Below are 14602 nucleotides of genomic sequence, written 5' to 3' on the forward strand. Positions count from 1 at the left end.
GAGTTGCGCCAAATCGCCCCTTCGCGCAGCGCGAGAGGGCGATTTGGCGCAACTCGACGAGGGACGGGGTGGGTTACGCCGCCGACCAGCCGCCGTCGGAGGCGAGCACCACGCCGTTGACGTTCACGCCGTCGTCGGAGAGCAGGAACGTGATCGAGGCCGCCAGCGCGTCGGCCTCGACCGCGTCGGGCAGGATCGCCATGGCCTGCCGCACCCGCTCGGCCCCGAGCGGCGACGCGAACGTCGCCTCGATGTTCGTGATGGTGGGGCCGGGCGCGACGGCGTTGGTGCGGATTCCCGAGGGCCCGTACATGAAGGCCGTCGACTTGGTCAGCCCCGCCACGGCGTGCTTCGAGGCGGTGTACGCCGCGCCCGCGGCCGAGCCGCGCAGGGCGGCCTCGGAGGCCACGTTCACGATCGACCCCGCGCCCTGAGCCAGCATGGCGGGGATGACCGCCCGCGAGAGCTTCATGGTTCCGGTGACGTTGATGGCGAACACGCGGTTCCACACCGCGTCGCTCACGTCGCCCACGGGGGTCATGTCGTCCATGATGCCGGCCACGTTCGCGAGGCCGTCGATGTGCTCGCCCGCGGCCGCGACGATGGCGGCGACGGCCTCGTCGTCGGTGATGTCGCCGGCGACCGTGGTGATGTCGGCGTCGGGCAGGGATGCCGCGAACTCGTCGAGTCGCTCGGCCGAGATGTCGACCGCGATCACCCGGCCGCCCTCCCGGGCCACGCGGGAGGCGGTGGCGCGGCCGATGCCGGAGCCGGCGCCCGTGACGATGACGGTCTGGCCGGCGAAGCGGCCCTGGTCGAGCCGCTCGATCCACTCGGGACGCTCGACGGGCACGAGGCCCTCCTCGGTGTTGCCGGAGCCGGTGTTGCCGGAGCCGGCGCTGCCGGAGTCGGTGCTGCCCAGGTCGGCACCGGATGCAGCGCCGCCGGCGCCGAACCCCTCCGGCACCTCGCCGCGCGCAGCCCGCGCCACGAGCCCGTCGACGAGCTCCTGCGAGAACTGCCCCTTGCTCAGCGTGATGAGGCGCTTCAGCGCGAGCCGTCGCACCGGCCGCAGGGCTTCGGGGGTCTGCCCGCCCGAGGCGAGCAGCTCACGGATGAGGGCGCCTCCGACGGGGTGGTCGATCCAGGTCTGGATCGAGGAATCGGCGGTGAGCGGTGCGGATGACGACGGCATGGTGGGCTCTCTCTTCTCGGGCGGGTCTGGAGTCTGCCGGGGGCGTGCGCCGCAGTCGGCGCAGAACCGGACAACACTGTCCGCTAGTAGGCTACACGCGTGTCAGCCGCCCCGAAAGCCAATCGCGGACCGAGTGCGGGCCCCGCGAACCGGCGTGCGTTGATCGCCGCCGCACGCGAGGTGTTCGCCGACGACGGGTACTCGGCGCCCCTCAGTTCGGTGGCCCGCCGCGCCGGCGTCGGCCAGGGCAGCCTCTACCGGCATTTCCCCGACCGCATCTCGCTCGCCATCGCCGTCTTCGACGACAACATCACCGAGCTCGAGTCGCTCGCCGATCTGCCGGCCACCACGCTCGACGACCTTCTCGACGCCGTGGTGGAGCAGGTTCTGGTGTCGACGGCCATGATCGACATGATCCTGAGCGACCGCGACGACGCCCGGGTGGGCCACCTCGGCGAGCGGATGCTGACGGTGGTCACCCGGGTCGCCGACCGCGAACAGGCCGCCGGCCGGCTGCGGCCCGGCGTGGGTGCGTCCGACATCTTCCTAGCGGTGTCGATGATCGCCGGCGTGCTGGCGAGTGCTCCGGCGGCCCAGCGCCGCGACGTGGCGGCCCGCGCCCGCCGGCTGCTCGAGCCCGCCTTCGTGCCGCGATCCCCCTGACCCGTCCGTTCGAGACCGCCGGCGATCGCGCAGTCCGCCGATCACGGAGAAGAGCGCGTAGGCGAACAGCGCCCCGGCCGAGATGGGCACCACGATGCCCCTGGCCTCTCCGTTGACGGCGTTGTTCACCCACCCGAGCAGCGGGATGCTGTACCAGAGCACTCCCACGACCTGCACCGGGAGCACCGGCGACTCGTCGGCCACGTCGTTGTTGTCGCCCTGGGTGATGAGCACGGTGGAGCCATCGGTCGACGTGGTCTTCGAGATCACCCGGTGGCTCACCACCCCCGGCTCGCCGGAGGTGATCTGGTAGGTCACCACGTCTCCCACCGCGATCTCGCCGACGGGAACAGGGCGCACCACGATGAGCGTGCCGGGCGGCAGTCCGGGCTCCATCGACTGCGTGAGCACGGTGAGCGGCCTGCCCCCCGCGAGCGTCGGCAGCACGATGGTGAGCACGGCCAGGGCGATCACGAGCACGAGCAGCGCCCCGCTGACGGCGACGCCGAGGTAGTGCGCGAGCGACCCGGCCCTATCCGGTTCGGTCGCTGCCGGGCGCGGCCGCCGGCCCGCGGTCAGGCCGGGCATCGGATGGTGAGCAGGGCCGGGAAGACGACCGAGTAGGTGGTGGCGATGCTCGTGCCGGCGGAGGTGGTGCCGTACAGGCTGTCGATCGCCTCGATCGAGACCGGCAGCGGGCCGGAGCCGGTGAGCACATCGAGCCCGAGTTCCAGCGGGCTGATGCTGGTGGAGGTTCCGGTGACGTTCTGCTTCACGACGGTGGCGGGCGCGTTCGTCTTCACCACCCGGTAGCTCACACTGCCTCCGCTCGGCACCGCCGGAGCGGTCCAGCCGAGGTTCACCGATCCCAGTGCCCCGGCGCTGCAGGTGACCGCTGTCGGGCTGCCCACGCGGTACACGTTCTGGGTGAAGGCCGGAGGCGTGGAGGTCGCGGTCCAGCTCGTGCCCACCCGCCCGGTGAGCACGAGCGTGGCGGTGGTGGTCTCACCCTGCGAGGCCGCTACCGTGCCGGAGAGCCGAGTGGCCGCGCACAGCACCACGGATGCGCCCGCGGCCACCGACGAGAACGACCCAGGGAGCGCCGGCGGGTTCTGCAGCGTGCCCGCGGTGACGCCCGTCGCGGGCACGGTCGTGCCACAGGATGCCGCGGTCCAGAGCGTGAGGGCGATCTTCGCCGCGAGGGTGCCGTTCGTGGTGGTCACGGCGATGCTGAGTGCCAGGGGTGCCGTGCCCGTGTTCTGGAACGTCAGCGGCGCCAGCACGAGGTTCGCGGTCGGCGCGGTGGCGGCGGTGAACCGGTACTCGTGCGTGAGCGACGCCGTTCCGCCGGCCGAGACGGTGGCGGATGCCGCGTTCGCGGAGACTTGGCCCAGGGGCACGCTCGGCGCGGTCCACGAGGCGTTCGCGCCCACGGTGGCCGAGGCGAGGGCGAACACGGCCACGAACGCCGGAACGGGCATCCGGAGCCGCTTGAGCCACGCGCGGGTGCGGCGCCCCGACCCGGGATCTGCCGAGGACACTCAGGCCACCTGCCTTCCGTCGATGCCGAGGGTGAACGATGCCGGGGTGCTCCCGTTCGCGGCGGCGGGGGCGGAGACGGCGAGCGAGACGCTGACGCAGAGACGTTTGGCGCCTCCGGGGGCCACCCGCACACCGAGATCGGTGGCCGTCGCGGCGGTGGCGGTGCCCGTCCAGGTGGTGGAGACGGCCGGGCAGGTCGCGCCCGTGTCGACGATCGAGAGCCCGACGGTGAGCGAGCCCGAGAAGGCGGTGGCGGGGCCAGGGAAGGCGAGCCCGCTCACCCCGAGCGACAGCGGAACCTGACCGCCGTTGGTCAGCACCGCCGAGCCGGTGACGGAGGCACCCGGGTACAGGCCGCCCGTACCGAGCCCGAGCGGTGCGGTGACATCGAGCTGGGCGGTGCCCGAGCGCACCACCGCCCCGGCGACGGCGGCAGCCGACGTGAGCCGGGCCGACGTGGTGCCGGCGGCGGCGACCGCCAGCACCACCGCCGCCCCGGTCAGGATCGTGGTGGTGAGCAGGCGCTTCGCCGCCGCCGACCGCGACCCAGGCCCGTGTCGGCCGGGCCGCCTCGGGGTCACGGCGTGACGGCGGGGGCGGTCTGGTTCAGCGTGAGGGTGAGGTTGCTGAGGCTGACGGCTCCGAGCTTCATGGAGTTCTCGAACCCGGGGGTGGCCGAGTTCGGGAACCGCAGGGTGACGGCCACCCGCACCGTCTGACTCACGCCGGCCGCGCCGGCCGTGATCGTGTAGGTGGGGCTGGCCCCCGAGACGCCGGTTCCGGTCGCCGTGAGCGCGGCACTGCGGGAGAGGTACGCGGCGAGAGCGACGTCTTCCGGGTCGCCCACCACGGCCGGCGCGATCGAGCCCTCACCGAGGCCGAGGGTGGCGACGAGGTTGTTCCCCTGCACCGTCACGGCGAGGTCGTCGGTGTAGGTGAGGGTGTCGCCCGGCACGATGCGATACGTGGCGATCGACACGGCTGCACCGTTCTGGTCGGTCCAGGATCCGGCGCCGTCGGCGTTCGAGATGAGCAGGTTGCCGGCGGTGATGGTGCCCCCGGAGACCTCGGCGCTGGAATTCCAGAAGGCGAAGGTACCGGCGCCTCCGAGGAGGAGGGCGACACCGGCGGCACCGGCGATCGCGCCCTTGGCGAGCTTGTTCATGGAGTGGAGTCCTCTCGCACCCCGAGGGGCGCCGTCTGCGACAGGTGTCGCGATGGGTGATCGACCCAGTGTGCGAATCCGGCCGACGGCGCACCACGCCCGCTGTCGAGGTTGTCGCGGGATTGACGAAAGGCGTCGCCCAGATGATGCGCGCCCGTCATCCGGGTCAGCACTACTGAGGCCGCTGCGGTCGGTGAGCGTCGACGTCTCAGTAGTGCGGCCCTCGCTGCGGGCCGACTACCGGGATGAGCCCGGCTCGATCGTCGGCTGATCTACCGTGGCGATCACGGATGCTCGCGGCCGGGCATCGAGGTGACGGTGACGACGGGGTGGGTGGCGATGATGATTCGAACCATCACGAAGCGACTGCCCGAGGGAGCCACCGTGCTGCCGGCCGTCGCCCCGTCGGAGCCTCGTCGCGTGCACCTCGTGCTGCCCGTGGGAGCCGACGTCATCCTGCGCGAACCAGGCAAGGCGCCGCATCGCATCGGCGAGCGAGGTCTCGGGTGGGTGCCCAGCCGCACGCCGGTGGCCGTGTGCTGCGGTCGGCCCACCGACGTGATGTGGCTGGAGATCCCGCCCCGGCTGCTCGATCGTCGACCCGCGCTCGCGGCACAGTGGCCCGACCGGCCGTCACCGTCGTCGTCGCTGGTGGCACCGGTGCGGGCCTTCCTCGAGGCCGTCGTCACCGGCGACAGCGGGGGCCGGGCCGAGCCCGCGGTCGACGACCTGCTCCTGGGCATGCTCGAGGCGCTGGTGCACGAGGCGAAGGAGGAACCGGCCGCGGGGTCGCCCACCGCGCCCGTGACCTCGCCCCCGACCGTGCGGGTGGCGGCACGGGTGCCGCTGCGCCTGCAGGCCATCGCGCACATCGCGGCGAGCCGTGACGACCGGTCACTGTCGCCGCACCAGATCGCCCGGGGGCTGCGCATCTCGGTTCGCCAGCTGCAGCGCGCCTTCGAGGAGGCCGGCTCGACGGTGGTCGCGGAGATCCGGCGTCAACGACTCGAGGCGGCCACGGCGCTGCTCGTCGACGAGACCTGCGATCGTCTCAGCATCGCCGAGATCGCGACCCTGGCGGGCTTTCGCAACGATGCGGAGCTCCGCCGGGCCCTCGCGTCGAACAGCGGCGCGACGCCCACCGAGCTGCGGAGCGGTCGCTCCTAGACGGGAGTTGCGCCTTCGGGCCTGACGGCGTCAGAGCCGCAGCGTGCGGCTCGGCTTCTGGCCGAAGCGGCCGGTGTACGCCGACGAGAACCGGCCGAGGTTGCCGAAACCCCACTCCCGGGCCACCGAGGCGACGGTGGTCGATCCGGGGTCGGCCAGCCGGAGCTGCTCGTGCACCCGATCGAGCCGCACGTTGCGCAGGTACATCGACGGCGAGAGGCCGAGATGGCGTCGGGTGGCCTGCTGCAGGGTGCGGGTGTGCACGCCCGCGGCGCGGGCGGCATCCGCCGGCGTGATGGGATCGTGCGCGTGGTGCTGCATGAACTCCAGAGCCACCCTGGCCTTGGCGGCCGAGGGTGCACGCAGCACTGCGGGCACGTCGAGGGCCCGCCAGGGGAAGAGCTGAAGCAGCGCCCGCGCCACCTGCAGCTCGGCGTTCATGCGCATGAGCGAGGTGGAGGCGGTGTCGAGAACGGCCGCGGTGACGGCGGAGACGGCTCCGCGCCAGTTCGCGAGCATGCCGTGGTCGGGCTCGGCCTCGAGGTCGAACGAGACGGCCTGCGGGGGGCCGGCGTGCAGCTCGGTGGCGACGTCCTCCAGGAACGTCTGGTCGAGGTGGATGAGGTTCTGCCGATGAGCCGCGAACGACAGCGCGAACTGCTGCTCCGAGGGAAAGAGGAAGGGCGTGGAGTCGGTGCCGCGGCGCTCGAACTGGCGGAGGTTCAGCACCCCGCCACCGAGCTTGAACCAGCTCACCACGTACTGCTGCAGGTACGGCACCTCACCCGCCACCGAGCCCGAGCAGACCGAGGTGCGCAGGGTGAGGCGGTCGTCGCCCAGCGAGGCGTAGCGGTAGGAGAAGTCGTCGTCGTCGGGGGTGACGGTGAAGCGCTGGCCGGTGTACGCGGTCTGGTAGACGGAGGCCGCTTCGCCGGGGTCGGTGCCCCCGCGTTCGTACCGGCGCATGGCACTGCTGCCACCCGCCTCTGCGGTCGGGGTGCCGAGAGGGGAGGTGAGTGTTGACAAGAGAACATCCTTCGTGGTGATGCTGTCGGAGCGTTCTCAAGCCGTTCGCTCCGAGGTCCAGGGGGCGTAATGAAGACGAGATGACTCGCCCGAACGTCACAAAGAGGTCTGCCCGGTCTTCGGAGCCGAGGGGGTCTTCGGAGTGCTGTCATCGACCTCGCCGCCTCCGCACCCGCCTCCCACTACCCCGATGAGCTCCCCGGGTGAACCCCCTGGCGGGCCCGAGGCGGGCGGCGTAGGCCTGAACAGATGAGAGCTCTCACCTGGCAGGCCACCAACAAGGTCACCGTCGAAGACGTCCCCGACCCCGTGCTGATCGACGACACCGACGTCATCATCCGCGTCACCTCCACCGCCATCTGCGGGTCGGACCTGCACCTCTACGACGTGCTCGGGCCGTTCCTGGACAAGGGCGACATCCTGGGGCACGAGCCGATGGGCATCGTGCAGCAGGTGGGCGGCGCGGTGTCGAAGCTCACCGTCGGCGACCGTGTCGTCATCCCGTTCGTGATCGCCTGCGGCTACTGCTTCATGTGCACGCAGGGCCTCACCACGCAGTGCGAGACCACCCAGAACCGGGCCACCAACTCCGGCGCCTCGCTCTACGGGTACACCGAGCTCTACGGATCGGTGCCCGGCGGCCAGGCCGAACTGCTGCGGGTGCCGTTCGCCGACTTCAACGCGCTGAAGGTGGGCACCGAGCTGCCCGACGAGCGCTACCTGTTCCTCTCCGACATCATCCCCACCGCGTGGCAGGGCGTGGAGTACGCCGAACTCCCCGAGGGCGGCACGCTCGGCGTGATCGGCCTCGGCCCGGTGGGCCAGTTCGTCGCCCGCATCGCCCGGATGCGCGGCCACCGCGTGATCGCCGTCGAGCCGGTGCCCGAGCGCCGGGCGATGGCCGAGCGCCACGGCATCGAGACCATCGACCTCACCGACGACGTGGTCGAGCGCCTGCGCGAGCTCACCGACGGACGCGGGCCCGACGCCATCGTCGACGCCGTGGGCATGGAGGCGCACGGCAACCCGGGCGCATCCTTCGCTCAGCACGTGGTGGGCCTGCTGCCGGATGCGCTGGCCAAGAAGGCCATGGAGACCGTGGGCGCCGATCGCCTCGCCGCCCTGTTGCTCGCCATCGACGCGGTGCGCCGCGGCGGCACCGTGTCGCTCTCGGGCGTCTACGCCGGCGCCGGCGACCCGATGCCGTTCATCACCATGTTCGACAAGGGCATCACGCTGCGCATGGGCCAGTGCAACGTGCACCGGTGGCGCGACGACATCCTGCCGCTGGTGGAGGACCCGGCCGACCCGCTCGGCATCGACGACCTCGTCACGCACACCGTGGGCCTCGACGAGGCGCCTGAGATGTACGAGCTGTTCAAGCACAAGCAGGACGGCTGCATCAAGGTGGTGCTGAAGCCGTAGCCGGGCGCGACGCTCAGTAGCCGTACAACAGCTGGATGAGCACGCCGTAGAGCATCGAGCCGATCACCGACACCAGAGCGGATGCGCCGAGTGCGATCCCGGCCGCGGCCAGAGTCTTCGACAGGCCCGGCCGGGTGACCGCCACGATGCCGAGCACCACGGCGGCGAGGCCGAGGAGCCCCGCGAGCACCCCCTGCACGGTGGAGAGGCCACCGATCATCGCGGGGAACCCGGCACCGACGGCGGCAGCCTGGATCACGAGGAAGATCAGGCCGATCAGGGGGACGGCGGCGCCGGCGATCAGCGAGGCGAGGCCCAGGGGGTTGCGGGCGGCACGCGCCGGGGAGTCGGCCTGCTGACTCGGCTGATGCGGGTGCTGCGGGTGCTGCGGGTGCTGCTGCTCCGGCTGCTGAGGCGGCCCGGCCGGGTACTGCCCGCTCACGAGGTCTTCTCCAGCGATTCGGGCTTGTGCACGGCCTGTTTGCCGCTCTTGTCGCTCTTCACGAGATACTGCGGGTCGTCGCTCGAGGCGCGCACGGTGCGCCCGGCGGCCTCGGTGTCGGAGGTGATGGTCTTCTCGACCTCACCGCTCGTGGTGGTTCCGTGGGTCGACCACTCGACGTGGTCGCCTTTCTCGAGTTTCTTCGCCATGCCGCGAAACGTACACCGCCCCGCCCGCCGCCGCCCGTCTAGGGTTCTGCGCCGGTCGTCAGCACCGGCATCGATGCTCGGATCGTCAGTTGTCGATAAGCTGAGCCGGTTCCGAGGGAGGCGTTGAATGACCGAAGACCAGGTAGCCAATGTGCTGAACGGCATCGCCGTCATCGTTGCAAGCGGTGCGCTTGTGGTGAGCCTGATAGTCACCAGGCTCACGCTCTCACAGGCGAAGCAATTGAATGACGGGGACGCGGCGCGGTCGCAGGAGACGTACGAAAAAGACCGCTTCGAGGAGCTGGTAGGGCGGGCGAAAGAGATTCTGATGCTGGCCGCAGACCTCGAGGCGTTCACGGATTGGCGCTTCAAGGAGCGATCCAATCAGGGTGATGACAACCTGAAGGCGCAACGAGCGGCTGACGTGGAGCGATCGGTGACTCAACTCAAACAGCTGACCGAGCTGCTTGTCTATAACGAGCACCTTCTTCCGAATCTTGCGAGAGCACCGCAAGCGTCGATTCTTCTGTTCGGCTACGAGAAAGAACCAGCCAAGCGATTGGTCGAGCAAGCCGCTTGGCTCGCCACCTCGGCGGATCTCCTCCTGCGCTACGACATCGACCTTCGAGAGGGTCGTGACCCGTCGGTGGATGAGGGCGTGGATACCAGCGAAGAGGCGGTCGATCTGCTGTTGATGCGGCTGATCGAGAACATCTCTGGTTCTGTCTCGCGTGATCACGACGTCTGGAAGTGGTACCGGGCCGCACGTCGCAAGGAGATCACGGATGGAGGTATGCCGTCAGTCGACGTGTATGAACTGGCGCGCACGGAGTTCTACCGCTCACTCGAACAGTTCCGGACCTCCCTCGGAGATCTCTTCGCAGCGACTTCCGAGGCTCGCCGACAGTGCACGGCCCCAGGTCACGCCTCGGCGAGCTCGTGGGTGACATCGAAGGGCACCGATCATGCCGATACCAGGGCTGGCACTTCGACCGTCGGGCAGCTCGAACGAGATCCCTTCGGGCAGGAGGCGCTCGGCCCTCACCTGCACGATCCGTACTATCCAGGAGCGCCCTGAACCGTCGTTCGGAAGGATTTCAGGCACTCCGACGCCATAGTGGCGCCCGACCCCGCGAAATCATTCCGAACGTCAGGGCAGCAGCGGGCGCTCCCGCTCGAGCTTCACGAACACCACGCCGGCCACGATCAGCGCCCCGCCGGCCAGCTGCACCAGCGTGGGCACCTCGCCGAGCAGCAGCCACGCGAACAGCACCGCGAACAGCACCTCCACCAGCCCCACGAACGAGGCCACGCGTGAGCCCAGACGGATGGCGCCGAGAATTCCGGTGAGGTAGGCGAACGCGGTCGCCACCAGCACCACCACGGCCATCGGCACCATCCACGACACCTCTCCCACCACCGGCAGCTGCACCGGGTCGAACGAGAAGGTGAACGGAAGCAGTCCGGTGGCGCCCACGAGCCCGAGCAGCAGCCCACCCACCACGAGGCCGGCGCTCACCAGGGTGACGGGCGGCAGCTCGCCGGCGGGCAGCGCGGCGATGAGGTAGTAGCCCGCGAGGCAGAGCGCGGCGAGCAGGGCGAGCACGATGCCCAGCGCGTCGAGCCCGGCCCCCGACGGGTCGATCACGAGCACCAGCCCGGCGATGCTGAGCACCGCGCCCACGATGGTGAGCAGAGCCGGGGGGATGCGCGTGCGCGCCCACGCGAGCAGCACCAGCAGGATGGGCGCCGTGTACTCGATCAGCAGGGCGATGCCCACCGGCATGCGCGAGATGGCCGCGAAGTAGAACACCTGCGCACCGATCACCGCCACGAGGCCGTAGAGCAGCACGAGCTTCCAGCTTCCGGCGAGCAGACGCCAGCGGCCGCGCAGGGCGATGAGTGCCGCGGGGAGCAGCACGAGGCCGCCCGCGAAGGCGCGCACGGCCACCGCCGCGGCGGGGGACCAGCCCGCATCCAGCAGCGGCTTCACGAACGGGCCGCTGGTGCCGAAGGCGGCGGCGGCGGCCAGGGCGAGCAGCAGGCCCGAGGCGCGGTGCGGCGCGGCGGCCGTGATCCGGCCCGCGGTGGCGCCGAGGCCGGAGGGCAGGGCGGTCTTCACGGGAGCGGTCATGGCGGCGTCCTTCGTCTTGGCGCGAGCGAGCGATCGGGTAGCCGGTCGAGGCCGGTGGCGGGCAGCCCTGTCAGGAGCGTCAGGGCTTACGCTAGTGACAGTATCCGCTCGACCTGTCAGGAGTCAACATGCGCTTTGCCTATGACACCGAGGCGACCCTCGCCTTCGCCTGCACCCTGATCGACTCCTTGGGCGGCATCTCGAACGGCAATCCCGACGGGCTGCCCGACGTGGCCTCGCTCGAGCGCCTGCTCGACGAGCAGGGCTACTCCGGCCGCCGCGACCTCGACGCCGCCGAGCTGGCCGAGGTGCGCGCGCTCCGGCCCGAGTTCCGCCGGTTCTGGGAGGTCGACCGCGACGAGGCGGTGCGGCTGGTGAACGGCATCCTGCGCGACGCGAAGGCCCTGCCGCAGCTGGTGCGGCACGACGACTGGGACTGGCACCTGCACGCCACCGAGAACGACGCCCCGCTGGCCACGCGGATGCGGGTGGAGATGGCCATGGCGTTCATCGACGTCATCCGCTCCGACGAGTACGACCGGCTGCGGGTGTGCGAGGCCTCCGACTGCGACGCGGTGCTCGTCGACCTCTCGCGCAACCGCTCGAAGCGCTACTGCGACATCGGCAACTGCGGCAACCGGATGAACGTGATCGCCTATCGCGCACGGCAGGCCGCGGAGAACTGAGTCTCCACGGCCTGCGGGGTGATGCGGGGCGGTTCAGCCCTGGGCGGCGTCCTCGCCGCCGGACTCGGCGTCGCCGTCGACGTCCTCCTCCGGGTTGAAGTGCGAACCGTCGGGGTCGTGGCCCACCGCGATGCCGTCGTCGGTGTTCGGGATGGTGCCGTCTTTACCGAGGTCGGGTGCGTCGGTGGGGTAGCTGTCGTCGGTCATGCGGTGCTCCTTCGAATCGTCGTTCCAGCGTATGCCGGTCGCCTGGATGCGGGGAGTGGCCTGTCCGCCTGCCGAGTCAGGGCGCTACCGAGCCAGAGCACTGCGCAGTCAGAGCAGCCGGCGCAGCGTGCGCAGGTTGCGCGTGGTGGTGCTGGCCTTGAAGCGCGCTCGGGCGAGCAGCTTCGAGAACGGGGTGTCGGTGCTCGACCCCTTCGGGCACTCCCAGTAGACGACCGCGTCGCCGGGCCGGGCCCGCTCGACGCCGTCGGGGTCGAGGTCCGCGGCGGCATCCGTGATCTCGGCCAGCACGGCGTCATCGCTGCCGAACACGACATACGGATGCGCGTGCTCGACCTCCTCGAACGGATACGCCTGCACCACCCGCCGCATCGTCTCGTGGTCGACCAGCACGATCCAGGCCTCGTAGCCGAAGCGCTCGCCGAGACCCTTCTCGATCCGTGCTTTGAGCGTCGGTTCGTCGACGTCGTCGGCGGCCTCGAAGAGCACGTTGCCCGAGGCCAGCACCGTCTTCACCCCGTCGAACCCGAGTCGGCGGAACAGCTCGGCCAGCTCGGCGCTCTTCACGGTGATGCCGTTCACGTTCACGCCCCGCAGCAGGGCCACCCACCTCGTCATGCGCTCACGCTAGCGCCCCTCCGTCATTCTCGCCGAGTTGCGCCAAAGTGCCCCCTCCCTGGTCGGGAAGGGGCACTTTGGCGCAACTCGGCGAGACGGGGCCCGGGGGTTGTGGGCCCGGGGGGTCAGGCCGGGGGTGGGTCAGGCCGCGTGGTGGCGGCGGCGACGCACGATCAGCAGGGCGCCGACCGCGAGGAGCAGTGCGCCGAGCGTCAGCACCGGGGCCACGACGGCGCCGGTGGAGCCGAGGGCCGAGGCCCCCGAACCGCCCGAGCCGGCCGAGCCCGAGCCGCCGCCCACCACGGCCGGGGCCGGAGCGGAGGCGGAGGGCGACGGGGTGGGGCTCGGCGTGACCGCGGCGTCGGCGGCGACCGTGAAGCTCACCGTCTTGGCGGTTGCGCTCTGACGGCCGGTGACCGTGATGGAGTAGGTGCCCTCCGCCGTCGGTGCCGCGAACTCGTAGCGCGTGGCGCCGTTCACCAGGTCGTTGCTCGTCAGCTCCACCGCGTCGGAGGCGGGGTCGAGCTGACGGTCACCGGCGAAACCGGCGGCGTCGAGCGCGAGCGTGGCCCCGGGCTTCACCGTCGTGGCGCTGAGCGTGGCGGTGGCCGCGGCGCTCAGGCTGGCCGTGTCGCGCTCGAGCTGGAGCGCATCCGCCATCGTGGAGAAGTTGTCGGTCTGGTCGGTGAGGCCCACGACCTGCGCCGCACCCGGGCCGTAGGCGGCGATGCGCAGCTGCGAACCGGTGTGCTGCTGCGATCCGCCCTCGGCGGCCGTGCCGTACGCGACCTTCATCACTGTGCCGTCCTTCGTGGTGAGCGCAGTGCTCAGCGTGGTGGGCGGGGTGGAGTCGACGATCTGGCTGGTGTGGGCGTGGTCGGCGGTGACGATCACGAGGGTGTTGCCGTCTTTCTCGGCGAAGTCGAGCGCGGCGCGCACGGCCTCGTCGAGGTCGATGGTCTCACCGATCTGGCCGCAGGCGTCGGCCGAGTGGTCGCGCTTGTCGATCGACGCGCCCTCCACCTGCAGGAAGAAGCCCTGGTCGCCCGTGTCGAGCAGGTCGATGGCCTTGTTCGTCAGCGACGAGAGCGAGAGGCCGGTGTCGAGGCGGGCGGGGTTCGGCTGGCAGGTCACCGGTGCCGCGTCGGCGCCCTTCACCGTCGCGACCGAGGGCGCGTAGCGGGTGGGGAAGTTGCCGGGGGTGAACAGGCCGAGCAGCGGGTCGGTCTGGTCGGCGGCGAGCACGCCGTTCAGGCCGGCCGCGTCGCCCACGACCTGGTAGCCGCGGTCGGCGGCCTGGGAGAACAGCGTCTGGCCGTTCCACTGGCCGGCCTTCGCCGTCTGGGTGAAGCTGGCCGAGCCGCCGCCGAGGGTGACGTCGGGGCGGGTGTCGAGCAGCTGCTCGCTGATCGAGCCGAGTCCGCCGGCCGCGAGCGCGTCGTCGCCGCAGGTGGGGCTGTCAGGGCCGTAGCAGCTGCGGGCGTCGACGTGCGCCACCTGCACGGCGGGCGTCGCATCCTGGATCTCGGCGGTGGAGACGTCGCCGGTCTTCAGGCCGTTGGCCTTGGCGATCTCGATCAGGGTGTCCTGCGGGTTGCTGTCGATGTCGACCGAGATGGCGTTGTCGAAGGTCTTCGTGCCGGTGGCCCAGGCCGAGCCGGTGGCGGCCGAGTCGGGCACGTAGTCGGGCTTGCCCTTGTTCGCGCCGTCGCGGTAGAGGGAGTAGGTGGTGTACTGGCCGGTGAGCGGCAGTGCATCGATGCCGGGCAGTTCGCCGGCCGCACCGTACTGGTAGTTGCGGGCGATGGTGATCTCGGAGTCGCCCATGCCGTCGCCGATCAGCAGGATGACGTTCTTCGCCGGCCCGTCGACGATGGAGTCGCGGAGGTACTGCGTCTTGTCGCCGTCGTTGCGCTGGGCGCCGCCGTTCACCGAGAGGTCGGGGTCGGCGGCGAAGGCGGTGGCCGGGATGCTGATGCTCGCGGCGGCGAGCAGGGCCGCGGAGGCGACGAGCAGCGTTCGCTGCCGGCCGCGGCGCGGGCGTGAGGTGAAGACCAAGGGATTCCCCATCCATGGATGTTCCGGTGGCACTCGGACGAGTGTCG

Annotated in this window: 17 protein-coding genes; 5 read left to right on the forward strand and 12 right to left on the reverse strand. The window is 70.9% G+C overall.

Features of this window, described 5'->3' with window-relative positions; genetic code table 11:
- Positions 1-73 precede the first annotated feature (73 nt).
- Positions 74-1195: an SDR family NAD(P)-dependent oxidoreductase gene (locus ACEXOR_RS02005; protein WP_374847725.1), complete on the reverse strand. Its 1122-nt coding sequence runs from the start codon at positions 1193-1195 to the stop codon at positions 74-76.
- A 99-nt stretch (positions 1196-1294) separates the two neighbouring features.
- On the opposite strand from ACEXOR_RS02005, the gene ACEXOR_RS02010 reads away from it, so the two are divergent.
- On the forward strand, positions 1295-1858 hold the full coding sequence (locus ACEXOR_RS02010) for a TetR/AcrR family transcriptional regulator (RefSeq protein ID WP_374847726.1): 564 nt from the start codon (positions 1295-1297) through the stop codon (positions 1856-1858).
- Here ACEXOR_RS02010 and ACEXOR_RS02015 read toward each other — a convergent pair.
- Genes ACEXOR_RS02015 through ACEXOR_RS02030 form a run of 4 tightly spaced genes read right to left on the reverse strand, consistent with a single transcriptional unit; the run spans position 1742 to position 4565 of the window.
- Positions 1742-2446 (reverse strand): signal peptidase I, encoded by a 705-nt coding sequence (locus ACEXOR_RS02015; RefSeq protein ID WP_374847727.1) that lies wholly within the window; start codon positions 2444-2446, stop codon positions 1742-1744. The genes ACEXOR_RS02010 and ACEXOR_RS02015 overlap by 117 nt on opposite strands.
- Positions 2434-3399, reverse strand: coding sequence for a hypothetical protein (locus tag ACEXOR_RS02020; protein ID WP_374847728.1), 966 nt, complete (start codon positions 3397-3399; stop codon positions 2434-2436). Before ACEXOR_RS02020 ends, ACEXOR_RS02015 begins: the two co-directional genes overlap by 13 nt.
- Positions 3400-3981 carry a hypothetical protein gene (locus ACEXOR_RS02025; RefSeq protein WP_374847729.1) on the reverse strand — a complete coding sequence of 194 codons (582 nt, stop codon included), beginning with the start codon at positions 3979-3981 and terminating at the stop codon, positions 3400-3402. It lies immediately after the preceding gene.
- Positions 3978-4565 (reverse strand): alternate-type signal peptide domain-containing protein, encoded by a 588-nt coding sequence (locus tag ACEXOR_RS02030; RefSeq protein WP_374847730.1) that lies wholly within the window; start codon positions 4563-4565, stop codon positions 3978-3980. The genes ACEXOR_RS02025 and ACEXOR_RS02030 overlap by 4 nt, the downstream gene beginning before the upstream one ends.
- Before the next feature lie 339 nt (positions 4566-4904).
- Here ACEXOR_RS02030 and ACEXOR_RS02035 point away from each other — a divergent pair, with 339 nt between their 5' ends.
- Positions 4905-5732 (forward strand): helix-turn-helix domain-containing protein, encoded by an 828-nt coding sequence (locus tag ACEXOR_RS02035; RefSeq protein WP_374847731.1) that lies wholly within the window; start codon positions 4905-4907, stop codon positions 5730-5732.
- A gap of 30 nt (positions 5733-5762) precedes the next feature.
- Here ACEXOR_RS02035 and ACEXOR_RS02040 read toward each other — a convergent pair whose 3' ends face one another.
- Positions 5763-6758: an AraC family transcriptional regulator gene (locus ACEXOR_RS02040; protein ID WP_374847732.1), complete on the reverse strand. Its 996-nt coding sequence runs from the start codon at positions 6756-6758 to the stop codon at positions 5763-5765.
- 249 nt (positions 6759-7007) lie between these two features.
- Between ACEXOR_RS02040 and ACEXOR_RS02045 the strand changes: the two genes are divergently transcribed.
- A complete protein-coding gene (locus ACEXOR_RS02045) occupies positions 7008-8183 on the forward strand; it encodes a zinc-dependent alcohol dehydrogenase (protein ID WP_374847733.1) in 1176 nt (391 codons plus the stop codon).
- 13 nt (positions 8184-8196) lie between these two features.
- Here ACEXOR_RS02045 and ACEXOR_RS02050 read toward each other — a convergent pair whose 3' ends face one another.
- Together ACEXOR_RS02050 and ACEXOR_RS02055 are read right to left on the reverse strand one after the other, a co-directional pair.
- Positions 8197-8625 (reverse strand): hypothetical protein, encoded by a 429-nt coding sequence (locus tag ACEXOR_RS02050; RefSeq protein ID WP_374847734.1) that lies wholly within the window; start codon positions 8623-8625, stop codon positions 8197-8199.
- A complete protein-coding gene (locus ACEXOR_RS02055) occupies positions 8622-8834 on the reverse strand; it encodes a hypervirulence associated TUDOR domain-containing protein (protein ID WP_374847735.1) in 213 nt (70 codons plus the stop codon). The genes ACEXOR_RS02050 and ACEXOR_RS02055 overlap by 4 nt, the downstream gene beginning before the upstream one ends.
- Before the next feature lie 127 nt (positions 8835-8961).
- Here ACEXOR_RS02055 and ACEXOR_RS02060 point away from each other — a divergent pair, with 127 nt between their 5' ends.
- On the forward strand, positions 8962-9912 hold the full coding sequence (locus tag ACEXOR_RS02060) for a hypothetical protein (RefSeq protein WP_374847736.1): 951 nt from the start codon (positions 8962-8964) through the stop codon (positions 9910-9912).
- A gap of 72 nt (positions 9913-9984) precedes the next feature.
- Here the strand turns inward: ACEXOR_RS02060 and ACEXOR_RS02065 are convergent, their stop codons facing one another.
- Entirely contained in the window at positions 9985-10968 is a 984-nt protein-coding gene (locus ACEXOR_RS02065; protein ID WP_374847737.1) for an EamA family transporter, read from the reverse strand.
- Between the two features lie 128 nt (positions 10969-11096).
- Here ACEXOR_RS02065 and ACEXOR_RS02070 point away from each other — a divergent pair, with 128 nt between their 5' ends.
- A complete protein-coding gene (locus ACEXOR_RS02070) occupies positions 11097-11654 on the forward strand; it encodes a CGNR zinc finger domain-containing protein (protein ID WP_374847738.1) in 558 nt (185 codons plus the stop codon).
- A 33-nt stretch (positions 11655-11687) separates the two neighbouring features.
- On the opposite strand, the gene ACEXOR_RS02075 is transcribed toward ACEXOR_RS02070, so the two are convergent.
- The 3 genes from ACEXOR_RS02075 to phoA all read right to left on the reverse strand — a co-directional run bounded on the left by ACEXOR_RS02075 (position 11688) and on the right by phoA (position 14567).
- Positions 11688-11861 carry a hypothetical protein gene (locus tag ACEXOR_RS02075; protein WP_374847739.1) on the reverse strand — a complete coding sequence of 58 codons (174 nt, stop codon included), beginning with the start codon at positions 11859-11861 and terminating at the stop codon, positions 11688-11690.
- 108 nt (positions 11862-11969) lie between these two features.
- Positions 11970-12497 (reverse strand): DUF1697 domain-containing protein, encoded by a 528-nt coding sequence (locus tag ACEXOR_RS02080; RefSeq protein WP_374847740.1) that lies wholly within the window; start codon positions 12495-12497, stop codon positions 11970-11972.
- A gap of 141 nt (positions 12498-12638) precedes the next feature.
- Positions 12639-14567: an alkaline phosphatase gene (phoA, locus tag ACEXOR_RS02085; RefSeq protein ID WP_374847741.1), complete on the reverse strand. Its 1929-nt coding sequence runs from the start codon at positions 14565-14567 to the stop codon at positions 12639-12641.
- Positions 14568-14602 lie beyond the last annotated feature (35 nt).

This window comes from Herbiconiux liangxiaofengii (assembly GCF_041927335.1).
Lineage (GTDB): Bacteria > Actinomycetota > Actinomycetes > Actinomycetales > Microbacteriaceae > Herbiconiux > Herbiconiux liangxiaofengii.